The organism is Corynebacterium sp. LK10, from assembly GCF_008042455.1.
GTDB classification, from domain to species: domain Bacteria; phylum Actinomycetota; class Actinomycetes; order Mycobacteriales; family Mycobacteriaceae; genus Corynebacterium; species Corynebacterium jeikeium_D.
Map to the genome: position 1 here is coordinate 1 of NZ_NOVT01000009.1, position 15,576 is coordinate 15,576.

Below are 15,576 nucleotides of genomic sequence, written 5' to 3' on the forward strand. Positions count from 1 at the left end.
GCCAAGAGGGCGCAGGGGCGGCGGCAGGAGGGCAGCGACTAGCCGCCGAAAATTGCCAGCGCGTCGGCAGCGAACGCTTCAATGATTGCGGAGTTGTCAACATCTCCCGCGCGGTTGATGTAGGCGGCCTCCGTAGTCGAGGCGGAGGCATGGCCCAGTTGCAAGGTGGCCAGCGCCGCGTTGCCCGTTGCAGCCATGGCGGTCGCTACCGTGTGACGGAGGTCGTGATAGGAAATCACCGCAGGCAGCAGCTCCCGGTCGGCCTGCGCCACATCGTCGCCGGCGAGGTGCGGCAAGCCTGCCCATGTTAGAGCCCGGCCAGAGTTTTGCCAGGGTGGGGGTATGTGCCGGATGGGTCGTCACGCATAGGCAGTACCCGCGTCGTCGGTGCCCCTGTCGTGCGTTGGCCGTGGAACAAGCTCGTAGGCTTATCGGCCAAGCGCTCGGCAATCCTTGAGTCTATTGGCCCGAGAAGCTGGTCTGGCAAAAACATGTAGGTGTGTGACGATCAGCTATAACTTTCCTCCTTGTAAGCAGGAAACCCGCTCGCCTCTCATGACAGCAATGTACTTGGATAACCACATCGCTACTTGACCGTAGATTGATGTAGCGATACGATTTGAACATGTTCAGTGAACAAGTTCAATCAAGTCGTGCTACTCAAAAGGAGGCGACGCGCAATAAAGTCTTGGATACCGCCTATGCCCTTTTTGTGTCAGTCGGGTACGCGGATACAAATGTGCGTGCCATCGCGCAGAAAGCTAACGTCAGCGTTGGAACCGTTATGAACGTCGGGAGCAAGCAGTCGCTGTTGATTCAGACCATCGGACATCGAATCACCGTCATGCACGATGAGCTCCGTGGACAATCAGACAACCTTCTCGACGTTCTCGCTCCTTTCCTGAAAATGTTTACTGGGCAGGAAGAATTATCGAAAGCGTATGGCGCTGCCCTAATCACACAGGGAGACAACGGAGAGATTCTCAACGAGCTTCGAACTCTCTTGGTAGATGAAATCGTGTTGCGCCTAGGCAATATGCTCCCTAAAGATGACGCTAAAGAGTTCGCGACAATCCTTTACAACATTTATCTTGGGTTGCTTCTTGGCTGGGCTGCCGGTGCATACGACACCGACGAACTATCCATTCACGCGAACAGTTCCATCTCCCGTCTTAAAATCGCGTACGGAGTAAAATAATGATTCTCGAATCTTCGCCTGCTTGGCCCTCCATCATTCTTGCAGCCATTTTGTTCGGAGACGCGGTACTCTCGCTCAAACCCGTAGCATTCATCGAGGCCTGCCTCAGAGGAGTACGACTTCCTACAGAGTGGTGGTGGGCTCTTATCGTTATCAAGTGCCTAGCAGCAAGTGGACTCATTATTGGGCTCTGGATACCAGGCATTGGAATAGCGACGATGGTTGGAGTCATTGCCTACTTCTGCACCGCAGCAATCGCACATATCCGAGCCAAGTTTCTAGGTAGCGAGTTTTGGGTCAATTGCTTAGGGATGCTCGCTATTTCACTAGGCGCTCTCATTGCGACACTATTGATAGCCTGAAACGACCAATTTACCAATTGTGTTCGCCCATTGAGGGGCGCCGTTGCCCGCGCCGGGCGGCTTGCCGCGGGTGCCTGGGACCCGCTAGCCGCCTACCGCCTCGCCGGCCTGTCGAAGGGTATGAGCGTCTGCCTCGGTGCAGAAGGCATGACAAAGCCCTAGCTGATGGGTCGGGGTTGTGGGATTTGCAGAGTGGCGGGCTGCTGCGGGACTGGTAGATAGGCGTCCAGCTCTTCGACGGGTATCTGCGGTACTGCATCCGAGATACCAGTGGCGAGCGCTGCGCGACTGGGCCCGCGCCGGGATGTCACACCCGACGACGTGGGGTGGCAGGAGCAGTAACCGGAATTGAGGGGTTGGGGGCAATCCCAGTCCATTTTTATGCGTGGGGGGTAGGGGTGCGACGGGCAGGGGTTGCTGGGGCAAGGGGTGTGTGGCCCCTAGTCGACACCGTGTAGCCACCGCCGGTTAAGTCTTGTACTCAGGCTGTGGCGTATGTCCAGCTGCGGGTCTACTTCGGAAAACTCCGCACTTCCCCAAAGACTTTCCTCAAAAATTAGTAGGGGAGGTGTCCCTGTGTGGCGCGAGAAACGGCTTTGACAGGCATAAATGGCATTATAGGTCAAACCTTTACAGGGTACCCTAACGGTAGGTTACGGGTTCGAGTCCCGTTTCCGGCTCCAAAACTCCAGGTCAGGAAGTTTTCCGGCCTGGGGTTCTTTGGTTTAAAGGGGAAAATGTAGGGGTTAAGTAGCGTGAGGGGTGAAATCGTCTAACAGAACGTCCGCATCCCCTCTGTCCCGTAAGTCGGCTTAGAAGCTGGAAGAACCGCCTGAACCGGAAAACCCTGAGCTAAACCCGCTGTTGACGCCACCGCTACTGGAAGAGCTGTCGCGGGCAGTGGTGGCATCGCTATCCCAGGTGCTCACGACATAGAAGGGCACGTAGCCGTGGTAGCCAGAGCCAGCGAAGAAATCAGAGTCGTAGATGCGCGTGCGCTCGGGGCGCTCGTCGGCCTCATTGCGCTTCTGCAGCTGGGACTGCACGTGCTCCGACAAGAGCGCGGAGCGATCCAAGAGTTCTAGGTAGCGCTCCATGAACTGCGGATGGTGTGGTTCCTTGGATAATTCAGTGGCGGCATCTTCCAACTCCTTCGCGTGGCGCTCAAGCGCCGAGTCGATGCTTGCGGCCAAGTAGCCTGCCTGTGCCAGATCCTTCTCCAGCTCGTAGAGTTCATAGCGGCGAGCATCCGCATCAGCGTTCTCAATGCGGTGCAGCTTTTCAATATTGGCCTCAGCGGTTTCCACGCGCTCGCACAGTTGGCGCGCGTTGGCGATGAGCTCGGAGTGTGAGCGGAATTGCTCATCTGGCGCATCCGCCGGAATCGACATGAGGAAACCAACCTGGCTATCGATTGCTAGGAAGTCATCGCGCAAACCCTCCCAGTCCTGGCGCAGGCGCTCATCCACCAGCCCTGATTGGAGCGAGTGCGCTCGAATATCAATCTCCCTTAGCCGTTGCGCCACATCGGTGTAGGTCTGCGACACGTAGTCCCAGTCCTCGCGTGCCTGCTGTGTCTTCTTCTGCCGGCTGCGGCGTACACCGCCGGCGAGGCCGACACCAGCGCCGCCAACGCTCAGGCCCGCCACCCCGAGGCCAACGGCCGCCGCCATCCGGTCCTCTTTTGCGCCCTCGTACTGAGTATCCGCAGCACGGTCTACGTCGATTGCAGCCGCTGCGCCAGCAAAGAGGCCAGCAGGAATGTTGTCATCCCGCACGCCCGGCTTAATTGCTTCGATGGACTGTTTCAGATGGCTGTCATTCTTGCGTAGCTTCATTTGAGCAGCCACGTCCTCACCCGCGAAGACGAAGGCTTGGCGCGGATCAAGGCCCACGCCGACGAAGACCTGGCCATCAGCAAACTTATCCTTGCCGATGAGCTCCTGGTGGTTATCGCGCAGGTACTCCTCTACGGAGTCATTAACGTTTTCCTTGTTCTCGGCAAAGACCATGTAGTGCAGCCCTTGGACCACGTCAGGGGCGGCGATCCGGGAGACATCGCGAAGCATGCGCTGTTCTTCCTCCGGGGTGAGCACATCGTCTGAGTCCATGATGTCAGCCTGCACCTCACGCTGCGCGGGCTGCATGACGTAGTCAGAGCGCTCGGGCGAATCAAAGACCGCCAAGCAGGTGCCCGCACCGACACCTCCGAGAAGCAGGCCGCCCACTGCTGCTGCGCCGATGATGGCACCGATGGAGGTCACTTTGGGGCCGCGGTTGGATGCAAAAGGTTTAATATCGCGAGAGTCGGTCACGGTGATTCTCCTATTCGCGAGCGATCGGCCCCGCCAATTTTATCCGGTTTAAGGAGGTCGGGCGGGGAACAAAGGGTGCGTTTGAAGACTGATTAAAGGGCAAATGCCTGTCGGGGGCTGGGGCGGGGGAATTTTCTTTCACTTATGCGCACGTTGTCGGAAGTCCCGGTCAACATATGGATGAGCTATTCACTTATGGCCACGCTGCTGCGTATCGATAGGTGAATATTGCATCGATAGGACAGCGCAACGCCGCCAGCAGGACAGCGCAACACCGACAGCAGGACAGCGCAACGCCGACAGCCGGAAAATCACAGGCCACGGAGCTTTCACATCTGCAACTCTAGCCCCATGCTTCACAGGGGTTACATGCGCATGTAAAGTGGACTTTGTTCTTAAGTCATAAGCGTCGATAGGGCTGGTCTCGGGGAAGGGCCTGCGCTATGGGCGCTTTTGGCATTTTTCTGCAAAACCTTCCAGAAAACCCCACAAGCTGGGGTGATTTCTCCGAGAAAAATATTCTACGATAGAGCCATGTCAGAGGTGCTCTTTGTCAGTAGTTCAAACATGGGACTCTCACGCGTACTAGAAGGGCTGCTGCGGCAAGCTGCCCCAGGCCTGACAGTGTTGTCAGCAGGTATCAGCATCGATGATGATGACCGCGGTCTGGATGAAGACGCGCGGCGTGCGCTCTGTGAGGTGGGGGCACGGTGCGATGGCGATCCTCATCAACTCACGCCGTCTCTCGCAGACAGTGCGGATGTGGTCATTGTTGTGGGGAAAATCGACGTTTCGGACTACATCGCGCCAGATGTAGAGACTGAGCGCTGGGAATATGATGACCCAGCTGACCGCGGGATTTATGGTTATTCCCGCTACGCGGAATTGCGGGATTTCTTCACTCTGCGCGTCAATACGCTGGCGGAACGGTTTGCTGCCTAAATAGTCGCTGAAATAGTCGCTGTCTTAATAAAAGGTGGGGCGCGGGAACCGTCGTAAAGCATGTGCTGAAGCTGACACACTTTTGTTTTCTGACAATAATGCCCGCGTTCGCCCGGTCAACACCTAATGTAAGTAGTTATGTCTATTGGTCCATCGCTGCGACGCACCCTGTACAAACTTGCTGAGAAAGAGATGTCCCCGGCTAAGGCAAAGTTCTTGCTGAACATTTGGCCGCCGCTGTTTGGCACCGGCATCCGTATCACTGAGATTGCGGATGACTGGGCTGAGGGGCGATTGGAGCTGCGCCTAAACGCTCTGACTGCGAATATGCATGGCGCGGCATTTGGCGGTGCACTGTTTTCGATGACGGATGTGCTGTTTGGCACGCTGGTTATGCAGCGTCTGGATGTCAAGAAGTACGAGGCGTGGACGCGAACTGGGTCGTTTGAATTTATCCGGCCGGGTAAGAATGGTGCGTACCTTGAGGTAGAGGTGCCGGATGAGATGGTCGAAAAGCTTAAGGCCGAAACTGAAGGTGGCTATTCGACGGTCGTTCCATACACCTCTGTAATCCGAAACCGCGATGGCTCCCTGGTCGGTATTGGTCAGCAGGAGCTCTACGTGCGCCGTCGTGGTCGTAAGAAGCCGCCGGCCAATCCGAACCAGCAGGATTGTGTTGCCGGTGAGAACCTCATCTCTGCTGCTCGCACTCTTGCACGGCTGGGGATGCGCGGGGTGGAAAACCGTGATGTGCTCGTCCAGCAGGAACGCACCGCACGACGCTGCATTTCACCAGAGTCGCGTGCAGTCGCATGGCTCCACGGGGTCCTCGAGTACGGCGATGTCACTGTCGACGACTACCGCGCCGCAGGGCTTCCCGACGTCGTCATCGAGGCCCTCACCTCCGATAACCCCTCGCCAGCCGCGCAGCAGCTGCTTGCGGATGTCGTCACCGCGCGCGAGTCGCTGACCAAGTTCTAGGTCGAAGCTCTACGCCAATAGCCGAGTGATCAGTTCGATCACTTCGGGGTCTGTTTGCTGCTTCCAATGCGCAACAGACCTGCCCTCCAGCTCGGTTTCGAGCAAAACAGCTCGACTGTCCGGCAGGAAGCTCTGCGCGGTATCGGACCACGGAATGACCAGGTTGTCATGGTGGCTGATGACATTAATCCAGTCAGGTGTGGCTGCCTTGCGCCTTCGGAGGTGTGGGGCAGTGTTGGCTGCAGGAAGTTCATATTGTCCTGCCGCTACCGCAATTTGATCGGCTAAAGCCTGTCCCATTAGCCAGCGGGCAGGAGCCCCATTCCACCAGCCCAAAATGCGGGAGATCTCAGTCAGATTTACACCGCCGACAGAGCCCGACACACTGATGACACGTCGAAACGAAAAACGCTCGCATTCATGGTTTGCAAGACGCGTAAACAGCAGGAAAGCCAGTAGCCCACCCTGCGAGTGAGCCACAATATCGACCGTGTCCGAGTTCGTTTCAGTGCAGACTCCGTTGATATAGGCCTCGACTTCGGCGACAGAATCTACGAGGGCAGCAGTGCCACGGTCTCCGTAGGCCGGTACATAGACTCGGCGGCCGCGGGCACGGAGTCCGTCGGCAAGCGGTGCCCACGCGCCGGGACTATCGAGCGTGCCATGAAGTGCGATAACCGGAACGGGGTCTCTGAGGTCCCCCGACGCTGGACTTGGATTTGGCAGGGACGGATGTGCGGCTGTCGGTGGGAAAATCCGCGTTAGGAGCGGTCTATTCCGCATGCTCGATTGGGTCAAAATCCTCGCCTACCAGCTTGAATAGTGCCTCGCGAGTAAGCGCGCGGGGGCGCCAATCGTGCGCCATCTGCTCATGCAAAACGATGGCTTGAGGGAACGTGTCCTGCACATAGAGATTGGTGACCATGCCTGTGTCACCATCATCCAAGAAACAGGACTGTGGAGGGGAAATGAGCTGGTCATACTTGGTGGCAATGCAGGTGTAAGTAACACCGGGACCGAGGATATCGTGGGAATTGGAGTTCAAAACCATCTTTGAACCCGTGAGCTGTTCCAAACCGGAAACGCCCCAATAGCTCTGCACAAAGTTGCTCATCAGCGACTTTGTGCCGGGGATCTTAGTGATACTGGAAGCGATGCCGCCCAGATTGGTGCCGTGATTGGGCGCGGCAAGGCAGACAACATGCTTGATGTACTTGGAAATGCGCAGAGAAAGCAGGGTGGCAATTAAGCCGCCTTGCGAGTGCCCCACGATAACGGCGTGCTTTGCGTCAGTGGCGTGCAGGACAGCCTTGATGTAAGGCACGAGCATGTCGATGGACTGATTGATGGGGTCTGTTGCACGGTGCCCAAAATCTGGCGCGAAGACAGCCCAGCCATCCTCCCGTAACTGACCGCCGAGGGTCTCCCAAATGCCCTTGACCTGGCCTGTTCCATGCAGGAGGATGACCGGCCACGGCCGGGATTTGGACACTTTGGCTCCCCAGTTATCTTCGAAAACACCGCGCAGCGGACGGAAGATGGCATAGGGGAGCGATGCTGATCCTTCAGCTGCAGCCGGTTGTTGCGCCTCCGGTTCCTGCGCTTCAGGGGCAGGGACTACCGGAAGTTGTTCTTCCCGAAAATCCTCGTTTGAAGCGGCGATTAGCGCACCAACTTTCCGTCTTCGTCAGTCCCGAGGGCCTTCCGTAGCTTGGCGGCGGCCTCATCCATGGACTCTGCGGAAGGATTGCGATCTACCGACTGTAGGTTGTACCCGGACATATCGTGGGCAGGGAAGATATGAATGTGCGTGTGCGGAACCTCGAAGCCGGCGATGAGGTAGCCAGCACGCGGAGCGTCAAAAGCGGAGACAACAGCCTGACCAACCTTCTGGGCAACCTCATTGAGGTGGGCCCATAGCTCAGGCGAGGCGTCCGTCCACTTGTCCACCTCTTCAACAGGGACGACCAGCGTATGACCAGGCGCAATTGGCTCGATGGTCAAAAATGCGACGACCTTGTCATCGCGGTAGACAAAACGACCGGGGAGTTCACCGTTGATGATTTTGGTAAATACTGTGCTCATGTGCCAAGGGTAACCCGAATAGCGGATTGAGGGGTTGGGTGCGATGAGAGTTATCCGGGCTGATTAGTAAGATGATTGCTATGCGCATCCTCGTAATTGGCTCCGGTGCCCGTGAGCACGCCCTGTTGTACGCAATGAGTAAGGACCCGCAGGCTACTGATCTTCACGTAGCCCCTGGTAATGCGGGTATGAGTGAAATTGCAACCATGCATCCACTGGTCGTGGATGACCCCGCTGGCGCTGTTGCGCTGGCCAAGGAAATTGGGGCCGATTTGGTTGTTATTGGCCCTGAGGTTCCGCTGGTCGCGGGTGTGGCAGACGCGCTGCGCGACGCTGGTTTCGCAGTCTTCGGACCGAACGCTGACGCAGCTCGGATTGAGGGGTCCAAGGCTTTCGCTAAGGACGTCATGAAGGCAGCTGGGGTAAAGACCGCCTCGGCAGAGGCCATCCAGCCGGAGGCCTCCGACGAAGACATCGAGGCCGCCATTGACCGCTTTGGCCCGAACTGGGTCGTGAAGGATGACGGTCTGGCTGCTGGCAAGGGAGTCGTGGTCACTAAGGACCGCGCTGAAGCTCTCGAACACGCAAAGGCTGTTCTGGCCGCCGGTAACCCGGTGCTGCTGGAGTCCTTCCTGGACGGCCCGGAAGTTTCCCTGTTCTGCCTGGTCGACGGCGAAATCGTCGTCCCGCTGTTGCCGGCTCAGGACCACAAGCGCGTCGGTAATAACGACGAGGGGCCGAACACCGGTGGCATGGGTGCTTACAGCCCGCTGTCCTGGCTGCCGGAAGGCGCAACTGAGCGCATTGTCACCGAGGTCTGCGAGCCGGTCGCTCGTGAGATGGCCGCTCGCGGTTGCCCGTTCCAGGGTCTGCTGTACGCAGGTCTGGCCTGGGGCGAGGACGGCCCGGCTGTCATTGAGTTCAACTGCCGTTTCGGTGACCCGGAGACCCAGGCCGTGCTGGCGCTGCTGGAGTCCCCGGTGGCGCAGCTGCTCAACGCCGCTGCTACCGGAACATTGGCGGACTTCGGTCCGCTGTCTTGGCGTGATGGTTACGCTCTGACTGTTGTGCTGGCCGCTGAAGGCTACCCGGTGTCGACGCGCACGGGTGATGTCATTGAAGGTGCAGAGCCTGGCCGTGAGGCAGATGGCATTCTCCACGCAGGTACTGCCCGCAATGCTGCGGGTGAGCTGGTCTCCGCTGGTGGCCGTGTGCTCAACGTCATCGGCGTTGGTGACACGCTGGAAGAGGCCCGCGACAAGGCGTACGAGACCATCAAGACCATTAAGCTCGAGGGCTCGCACTACCGCACCGACATTGCACTACCTGCAGTTGAGGGCCGTATTTCCATCTAAATAATGCTTGAGGTGGTCCGGCTGCACTCGGATGCCTCACTGGTGCACCCACCCGGGATGAACTGGATTTCCCGGGTGGCCTCGGCGGCTGCAAAGATGAAGGTATGCACGCCGAATCTCCGCAGTCGCCAAAGTCGTCGCAGTCACCGCAGCCGTTAAACTCCTCGCAGTCACCGCAGGCATCCCAGCCCCAGCGCGACCTAGCATCCCGCCGTTGTGAGGTCGCACCCTTCCATGTGATGGATGTTCTCGCGCTCGCACAGGAGCGTCAGCGCACTCACGGTGACGCTCTATTCCTCTGCGTGGGACAGCCCGCGACCGCGGCCCCGGCTGCCGCGATTGCCCGTGCGCGTGCTGATTTAGAAAATCAGGTTCTGGGCTACACAGCGGCCGTCGGCACGCCTGAGCTGCGTGCAACCATCGCCGCCTGGCATCGTGAAAACTACGGCACGGCCACGGAAGCCGCTGATGTTGTCATCACTACCGGTTCTTCCGGCGGTTTCGTAGCGCTCTTCCTCGCAGCCCTCGATGTTGGCGACGACATCGTGCTCGCGCGCCCGGGCTATCCCGCATACCGCAATACGCTGCAGGCGCTCGGCGCCAACATTGTCGAGATTGACTGTGGTCCTGAGACTCGTTTCCAACTCACCGCCCAGCACCTGCAGGAACTTCCGCGCGTGCCCAAGGCCGTGATCGTCACCAGTCCGGACAATCCCACTGGCACCATTATCGATGCCAACGAGCTGCGTGCCATTGCGAAGTGGTGCGAGCAGCACGATTGCCTGCTCATCTCCGACGAGATTTATCACGGCATTACCTATGGCCGACAGTGTGCGTCAGCACGCGAGTTTTCTGATGCGGCGGTCGTAGTCGGCAGTGTCAGTAAATACTTCTCGATGACCGGCTGGCGCGTCGGCTGGCTCATCGTTCCAGAGTGGCTGCGTGCGCCCCTGGATCGTCTCGAAGCCAACCTCACTGTCTGCCCACCGGCAATTTCGCAGGAAGCGGCGGTAGAGGCGTTCAGCGCCGAGTCCATTGCCGAGCTCAATTCGCACGTGACGCGTTACGCGCGCAACCGCGACGTTTTGCTCGAGGGGCTGCCCCGCGTCGGTTTCGGTAATATCGCCCCGCCCGACGGCGGTTTCTATATCTATGCCAATATTGCAGGGCTTTACGACGACCCGAACTCCGTCGACTCCATGACATGGGCTCGGGAACTGTTGGCTGCAACGGGCGTGGCCGTTGCCCCTGGAATCGACTTCGACACAGAGAACGGCCATGAGTGGGTTCGCCTCTGCTTCGCCGGTGAGACTTCCGAGATGGAAGAGGCTATTCGGCGTATTGGGGTGTTCACTGGTCGTCGTTAAAGCGGCTTTAGTGGCGCTCACGGTGTGATTTACCTCACCCTTTCAGGGGTGTTTTTCAGCCGGTCGAGATAGGGAGCTCGACGGGCGAATCGCTGCTTTAAATCCTCTACCGGCGGCCACTGGTAGGGCCGATGTTGGGGCATTCCTGGAAGGAGCCGTTGGGCCTCTGTTTTCTTGATCGCCCGTTCGCTCTAAAGGCGGAAAAACTGCCTCAGATTGAGGGCTCTGTGGCTGCAGTCACATCAAGTGAGGCTGGGGTTGGGGCGATAGTGGAGTGGGGTGGGCTTCGTGGCAGCATCTTTGACAGCCGGCAGCTCTGTCGGTGGTCTATTTCCGCTGGCAGGGGGACCCTTTTTCTTTAATTGCCGATGGGGTTGACCTCTGAGGAGTTGACGGCTATCCCCGCACGGGGTGACGATTGAGCGCGGTGTGTAACTCATGTTCAACGATGGTTGCAAGCGCTTTTAGTGGGGATAGTTTATGTCCGACCGAAAGATGCTTCCGCGCCCTGTTTTTGGCTGTGTAAAAGCGCGATTTTTGAAGCCGCTGTCGGGAGCGGTAAAGCGAGGCATGGGGTGGCGTTGGGGCGCTGTTTGTGGCTCAGTGCCTGAGCTAAAAAGCGTCCAAAAGTTAACAAAAGGTTAACTAAAAATAGAGTTTAGTGCTTGCCAGGTCTTGTGTTGTCGTCTACGGTTGCAAGTCATAAGTTCCAAACGGTTCGATGAAACATTGTTTCAACTGCGGAATCGCAAAGAATCGGTTGGATAAGTCCAACAATAAAGATCAAAGAGATCTTAAGAGAGGTGACCTCTGATGAACGCATTCAACGAGATTATGGATACTGTGTCCCCGATTTTCCAGGACGGCAAGGAATCCAAGCAGGATGCGCTGGCATCGCTGCTTGCCGAAGCCATCGTGGAGGCGAACCCGAAGCAGGGCATCGCCGCCGACGATCGCCGTGCTGCCTAACAAGAATTAGCTTTGGTCCGATTCCTGCTAGGCAGCTAGTGGGGAAGCAATCCCTACTGGTTATTCCTACTGGTTCAGGAACTCCCGGACCTGCTCCATATCCTTATCACCGCGACCCGACAGGTTCACGAGCAACAGCAAAGGCTCATCGCCTTCGTGAACCGGCAGCCCGAGCTCGCTACCAGCGGCAGGGTTGGTTTCACGGAGCCGCGCAATCTTAATGGCCTGCGCCAGCGCATGCGAGGATTCCATCGCCGGAATAATGCCCTCCATGCGGCTGAGCAACTGGAACGCTTCCAGCGCCTCCTCGTCGGTAATTCCGACATAGCTGGCGCGGCCATTCTCCTTCAGCATGCCGTGCTCCGGGCCAACGGACGGGTAATCCAAGCCCGCCGAGATGGAGTGCGATGGCAACACCTCGCCGTCGTCGGAAAGCATGACAAATGAGCGCATGCCGTGAAGGACACCAGTCTTGCCCCCATTGATGGGCGCGCCATGGCGGTCGGTGTCGAGTCCCTCACCTGCAGGCTCGACGCCAATGAGGGCGACATCGGAGTCGTCGATGTAGTTAGCAAATGCGCCAATGGCGTTGGAGCCGCCACCGACGGCTGCGATGACAGCGTCGGGAAGCTTGCCGTAACGCTCGACCATCTGACTGCGTGACTCCTCCGAGATGACCTGCTGGAATTCACGCACGATAGTGGGGAATGGGTGCGGCCCGGCGGCTGTGCCCAGCAGGTAGAAAGTGGAGTCGAGAGTCTTGCTCCACTCGACCAGTGCCTCGTCAATAGCATCCTTCAAACCGGCCTCGCCGGTGGTGACGGGAACGACCTTCGCGCCCATGAGCTCCATGCGCTCGACATTGGGGTGCTGGCGGGCGACATCGTGCGCGCCCATGTAAATCTCGCACTCAAGTCCCAGCAGCGCTGCGGCCATCGCGGTGGCCGTGCCGTGCTGGCCTGCGCCCGTCTCAGCAATGAGACGGGTTTTTCCCATGCGCTTTGCCAGCAGCGCCTGGCTGACCACGTTGTTGCCCTTGTGCGCGCCGCCGTGGTTCAAGTCCTCGCGCTTGAGCACAATCGTCGTGTTCGGCGTGGATAGACGTCGGCATTCGAACAGCGGGGTTGCGCGGCCGAGGAAATCGCGACGCAGTTCTTCCAGCTCGCGCTGGAACTCCGGATCGCTCATCGCCTCGATGTAAGCCGCTTCCAGCTCATCGAGTGCTGGCAGCAGGAACTCCGGCACTTCCTGTCCACCGAAGCGACCGAAAAATGCAGGCAAGAGGGTTTCGCGCACCTCGCCCGCGCCGTTAACGCTTGCCGACGGCACCCTGGTTGCAGTCGGTGCTGAAGCCTTAGCGATGGCATCCGCGCTGGGGTTGTAATCAGTCATTGAAGAGAGCCTTTCGTTGCTGTTGTTTATTTCAGCGGGCCCTGGTTCTCTTCGCCGAACCGATAAAAGAAAAGAGCCCGCCAGATTTATCTTCTTGCGAGCTCGTACTTGACGGGTTTGCCGTCGACATTAATGAGATGACGTGACGTTGCTCGCGGACTTAAGCGAGCCACCACCACTGTGCGCCGCACGGCGCGGGTGTGTTCATCAGGGGTGTCATCATGAACCTGACCATAACTCAAGGTTTCCGCAGTAGCCAAAGCGGGGTGGGGTGTGGGGGCGGGGATGGGGCGCGAAATGTGTACGGGATATCGCAACGGTGTCTGGGGTCGTAAAGCAGCTCCCCGCTAAGTCCCGGCATATGCAGAGGCGGAATATCAGCATTCCCCTCGACATCGCTGGCCACGAGGACTAACGTTCCGATGGTGATTACGCTGTCGCGGCACGCCACTAAATCACGTCGGGGAGTTCGTCCCACGACGTTGGTGGTGTGGTGTTATGTCGCCCTGATAACCGCTGGCACGGTTTTGTTAATGCTGCCGATTTCGGCAGTCAATAGCCATCCCACGGGGCAGTGCGCCCCGAGCCCTGGGGATATGTGTTTGCCCACGGCGCTGTCTGATGCGCTGTTCACAGCCACCTCAGCAACAAGCCTGACCGGCCTGATCACCGTAGATACGGCCACCCATTGGTCAACCTTCGGCAAGGTCGTCATCATGCTGCTAATTCAGCTGGGTGGTCTCGGGTTCATGACCTTGGCTTCACTCTTCGGCCTCTTCGTAGCAGGAAGGCTCGGCCTGAACCGCCGTGCCGGTGCCCGCGTTGAAGGCCGCGGTATGGATATGGGCGAGATTTCGTGGGTTGTCCGTGCTGCCGTTAGCTTCACTCTGTTGGTGGAGTTTGTGGTCGCAGTGGCACTTATGCTGCGGTTCCACTTCGGTTATGAGTACAGCTGGGGAAGAGCTGTGTGGGAAGGCTTGTTCCATGCCATCTCCGGCTTTAACAACGCCGGCTTCGCTCTGTATACCGACAATGTCATGGGATTTTTCAGTGATACCTGGGTGCTATTGCCCCTGGCCTTCGCCCTCATTGTGGGTGGTCTGGGTTTTCCGGTTTTGCTTGAGGCTTGGCGGCACCTGAAGACGTGGCTCAGCGTTCGCACTCGAGGACAGCTGCCTAAGCGCTGGTCATTGACTACTCGCTTCACCATTAAAGGCACCATCCTGCTGATTGCCTTGGGCACGCTCATGGTGGCATTTGGTGAGTGGTCCAATGCCATGTCTGGATTCACCACGGGGGAGAAGATACTCAACTCATTCTTCGCTGGTGTGAGCCCGCGTACCGCGGGGTTCAACGCACTCGATTACGCAGACTTTCACCCGTCGACACTGCTGGGCACGGACTTCCTCATGTTCATTGGCGGCGGCACCGGTGGTACCGCAGGTGGCGTGAAAATCACGACGTCGGCCGTCATTCTCGCCGCCGTTCTCGCGGAAATTCGCGGTGACACCTCCGTGTCCGTGGCTCGGCGGCGCCTCAATCCAAAGGTGCTGCGTCAGGCCCTCGTCGTCCTTGCCTTCGGTATTGGCCAGGTATTCCTGGCAGTAATCGCCGTCAGTTTCATAGCGCCACAGTTTTCTACTGACCAAATCCTTTTTGAAGTAGTCAGTGCCTTCGCCACGGTAGGCCTTTCCACAGGTATCACCGCTGACCTACCGGTGGCGGCACAGGCAATCTTCATCGTGCTGATGTTCACCGGTCGTGTTGGCCCAATCGCCTTGGCGACGGCCTTGGCCGCCCGCCCACGCCAGCGCGTCTATGAATATCCGGAAGAAAGGCCCTTCATTGGCTAACTCGAAATTCAATCCGTTCGCAGGTTTCGCGGAGCATTTCTCCAACCAGGCCAGCTCTTCGCCTGTTGTCATACTCGGCATGGGGCGTTTCGGCCAGGCACTCGGCGAGGAGCTGGTCGCTGGCGGTATCGAGGTTCTCTGCGTAGACCATCGCGAAAAGGTGGTTCAGGAGCTGTCTTCGACCTTCGACCACGTGGTCACCGCCGACACCACCATGCCGGAGGTACTGAAGCAGCTCGGTGTCGATGAAGCCGAACGTGTTGTTATCGCCATCGGCAGTGACATCGAGGCATCGCTACTGACCGCGTCTGCGCTGGTAGATATGGGGGTGCCCATGATTTGGGCAAAGGCCGATAACCAGGCCCACGCCAAAATCCTGGGCCAGATTGGTGTGCACCACGTCATTCGCCCGGAGGCCGACACCGGTCGTCGTATCGCGCACCTCATCGGCGGCAAGGTCCAGGACTTCCTGGAGTTCGACCGCGATTACGCAGTAGGCAAGGTCGCGCCGCCAATCCACTGCCTGGATAAGACGGTGGCGGAGATTAACCAGAGCGCACCGATTACGGTTGTCGCCGTACAAAAGCGCGGTCAGCGCTTCCGCCCTGCGCTTGCCGACGACCGCATTTCCGCAGGTGACCTGTTGATTGTCTCCGGCGCTATTCGGCAGTTGGAGACATTCGCCGGAGAGTAACAGGAAGCGACGGAGTCCGTGCACGCGGGGCTCCGTCGCGATGGAAATCAACAACCAACAGTG

At 58.3% G+C, this 15,576-nt stretch carries 15 protein-coding genes; 9 read left to right on the forward strand and 6 right to left on the reverse strand.

The genetic code is table 11. From position 1 onward, the window contains the following. Positions 1-38 precede the first annotated feature (38 nt). Complete coding sequence (locus CHU70_RS11210) at positions 39-272, reverse strand: tyrosine-type recombinase/integrase (RefSeq protein ID WP_350309398.1); 234 nt, start codon at positions 270-272, stop codon at positions 39-41. 353 nt (positions 273-625) lie between these two features. Here CHU70_RS11210 and CHU70_RS03330 point away from each other — a divergent pair, with 353 nt between their 5' ends. Together CHU70_RS03330 and CHU70_RS11350 are read left to right on the forward strand one after the other, a co-directional pair. Next, positions 626-1,198, forward strand: coding sequence for a TetR/AcrR family transcriptional regulator (locus CHU70_RS03330; RefSeq protein WP_016421437.1), 573 nt, complete (start codon positions 626-628; stop codon positions 1,196-1,198). Further along, a complete protein-coding gene (locus CHU70_RS11350; RefSeq protein ID WP_016421436.1) occupies positions 1,198-1,560 on the forward strand; it encodes a DoxX family protein in 363 nt (120 codons plus the stop codon). The genes CHU70_RS03330 and CHU70_RS11350 overlap by 1 nt, the downstream gene beginning before the upstream one ends. 812 nt (positions 1,561-2,372) lie before the next feature. Here CHU70_RS11350 and CHU70_RS03340 read toward each other — a convergent pair. Continuing rightward, positions 2,373-3,875 (reverse strand): hypothetical protein, encoded by a 1,503-nt coding sequence (locus tag CHU70_RS03340; RefSeq protein WP_016421435.1) that lies wholly within the window; start codon positions 3,873-3,875, stop codon positions 2,373-2,375. 567 nt (positions 3,876-4,442) lie between these two features. Between CHU70_RS03340 and CHU70_RS03345 the strand changes: the two genes are divergently transcribed. Both CHU70_RS03345 and CHU70_RS03350 read left to right on the forward strand, forming a co-directional pair. Beyond that, a complete protein-coding gene (locus tag CHU70_RS03345) occupies positions 4,443-4,817 on the forward strand; it encodes a hypothetical protein (protein ID WP_016421434.1) in 375 nt (124 codons plus the stop codon). Between the two features lie 138 nt (positions 4,818-4,955). Then, positions 4,956-5,798, forward strand: a complete 843-nt coding sequence (locus CHU70_RS03350; RefSeq protein ID WP_147739772.1) for a PaaI family thioesterase — start codon at positions 4,956-4,958, stop codon at positions 5,796-5,798. Between the two features lie 9 nt (positions 5,799-5,807). Here the strand turns inward: CHU70_RS03350 and CHU70_RS03355 are convergent, their stop codons facing one another. The 3 genes from CHU70_RS03355 to CHU70_RS03365 form a co-directional block, all read right to left on the reverse strand. Continuing rightward, positions 5,808-6,581: an alpha/beta fold hydrolase gene (locus CHU70_RS03355; RefSeq protein WP_016421432.1), complete on the reverse strand. Its 774-nt coding sequence runs from the start codon at positions 6,579-6,581 to the stop codon at positions 5,808-5,810. Beyond that, entirely contained in the window at positions 6,571-7,290 is a 720-nt protein-coding gene (locus CHU70_RS03360; protein WP_049172143.1) for a triacylglycerol lipase, read from the reverse strand. Before CHU70_RS03360 ends, CHU70_RS03355 begins: the two co-directional genes overlap by 11 nt. 170 nt (positions 7,291-7,460) lie before the next feature. Next, positions 7,461-7,883, reverse strand: coding sequence for an HIT family protein (locus CHU70_RS03365; RefSeq protein WP_049172147.1), 423 nt, complete (start codon positions 7,881-7,883; stop codon positions 7,461-7,463). An 80-nt stretch (positions 7,884-7,963) separates the two neighbouring features. Between CHU70_RS03365 and purD the strand changes: the two genes are divergently transcribed. The 3 genes from purD to CHU70_RS11215 all read left to right on the forward strand — a co-directional run bounded on the left by purD (position 7,964) and on the right by CHU70_RS11215 (position 11,574). Then, complete coding sequence (gene purD / locus CHU70_RS03370; RefSeq protein WP_049172166.1) at positions 7,964-9,238, forward strand: phosphoribosylamine--glycine ligase; 1,275 nt, start codon at positions 7,964-7,966, stop codon at positions 9,236-9,238. A 239-nt stretch (positions 9,239-9,477) separates the two neighbouring features. Next, the gene (locus CHU70_RS03375) at positions 9,478-10,605 is read left to right on the forward strand and encodes a pyridoxal phosphate-dependent aminotransferase (RefSeq protein WP_147719482.1); all 1,128 of its coding nucleotides are present in this window, start codon (positions 9,478-9,480) and stop codon (positions 10,603-10,605) included. Positions 10,606-11,418: 813 nt separating this feature from the next. Continuing rightward, the gene (locus CHU70_RS11215; protein ID WP_162837147.1) at positions 11,419-11,574 is read left to right on the forward strand and encodes a hypothetical protein; all 156 of its coding nucleotides are present in this window, start codon (positions 11,419-11,421) and stop codon (positions 11,572-11,574) included. Between the two features lie 66 nt (positions 11,575-11,640). Here the strand turns inward: CHU70_RS11215 and trpB are convergent, their stop codons facing one another. Next, entirely contained in the window at positions 11,641-12,966 is a 1,326-nt protein-coding gene (gene trpB / locus CHU70_RS03380) for a tryptophan synthase subunit beta (RefSeq protein WP_147739773.1), read from the reverse strand. Between the two features lie 422 nt (positions 12,967-13,388). Between trpB and CHU70_RS03385 the strand changes: the two genes are divergently transcribed. Both CHU70_RS03385 and CHU70_RS03390 read left to right on the forward strand, forming a co-directional pair. Continuing rightward, the gene (locus CHU70_RS03385) at positions 13,389-14,819 is read left to right on the forward strand and encodes a TrkH family potassium uptake protein (RefSeq protein WP_147719475.1); all 1,431 of its coding nucleotides are present in this window, start codon (positions 13,389-13,391) and stop codon (positions 14,817-14,819) included. Then, a complete protein-coding gene (locus CHU70_RS03390) occupies positions 14,812-15,513 on the forward strand; it encodes a TrkA family potassium uptake protein (RefSeq protein ID WP_070833248.1) in 702 nt (233 codons plus the stop codon). The genes CHU70_RS03385 and CHU70_RS03390 overlap by 8 nt, the downstream gene beginning before the upstream one ends. The last annotated feature ends 63 nt before the right edge of the window (positions 15,514-15,576 follow it).

Excerpts from the sequence above, each read along its gene's own strand:
- CHU70_RS03330 (WP_016421437.1), top strand. The coding sequence starts at position 626 with ATGTTCAGTGAACAAGTTCAATCAAGTCGTGCTACTCAAAAGGAGGCG.
- CHU70_RS11350 (WP_016421436.1), top strand. The coding sequence starts at position 1,198 with ATGATTCTCGAATCTTCGCCTGCTTGGCCCTCCATCATTCTTGCAGCC.
- CHU70_RS03345 (WP_016421434.1), top strand. The coding sequence starts at position 4,443 with ATGGGACTCTCACGCGTACTAGAAGGGCTGCTGCGGCAAGCTGCCCCA.
- CHU70_RS03350 (WP_147739772.1), top strand. The coding sequence starts at position 4,956 with ATGTCTATTGGTCCATCGCTGCGACGCACCCTGTACAAACTTGCTGAG.
- CHU70_RS03355 (WP_016421432.1), bottom strand. The coding sequence starts at position 6,581 with ATGCGGAATAGACCGCTCCTAACGCGGATTTTCCCACCGACAGCCGCA.
- CHU70_RS03365 (WP_049172147.1), bottom strand. The coding sequence starts at position 7,883 with ATGAGCACAGTATTTACCAAAATCATCAACGGTGAACTCCCCGGTCGT.
- purD (WP_049172166.1), top strand. The coding sequence starts at position 7,964 with ATGCGCATCCTCGTAATTGGCTCCGGTGCCCGTGAGCACGCCCTGTTG.
- CHU70_RS03375 (WP_147719482.1), top strand. The coding sequence starts at position 9,478 with ATGGATGTTCTCGCGCTCGCACAGGAGCGTCAGCGCACTCACGGTGAC.
- CHU70_RS11215 (WP_162837147.1), top strand. The coding sequence starts at position 11,419 with ATGAACGCATTCAACGAGATTATGGATACTGTGTCCCCGATTTTCCAG.
- trpB (WP_147739773.1), bottom strand. The coding sequence starts at position 12,966 with ATGACTGATTACAACCCCAGCGCGGATGCCATCGCTAAGGCTTCAGCA.
- CHU70_RS03385 (WP_147719475.1), top strand. The coding sequence starts at position 13,389 with ATGGTGATTACGCTGTCGCGGCACGCCACTAAATCACGTCGGGGAGTT.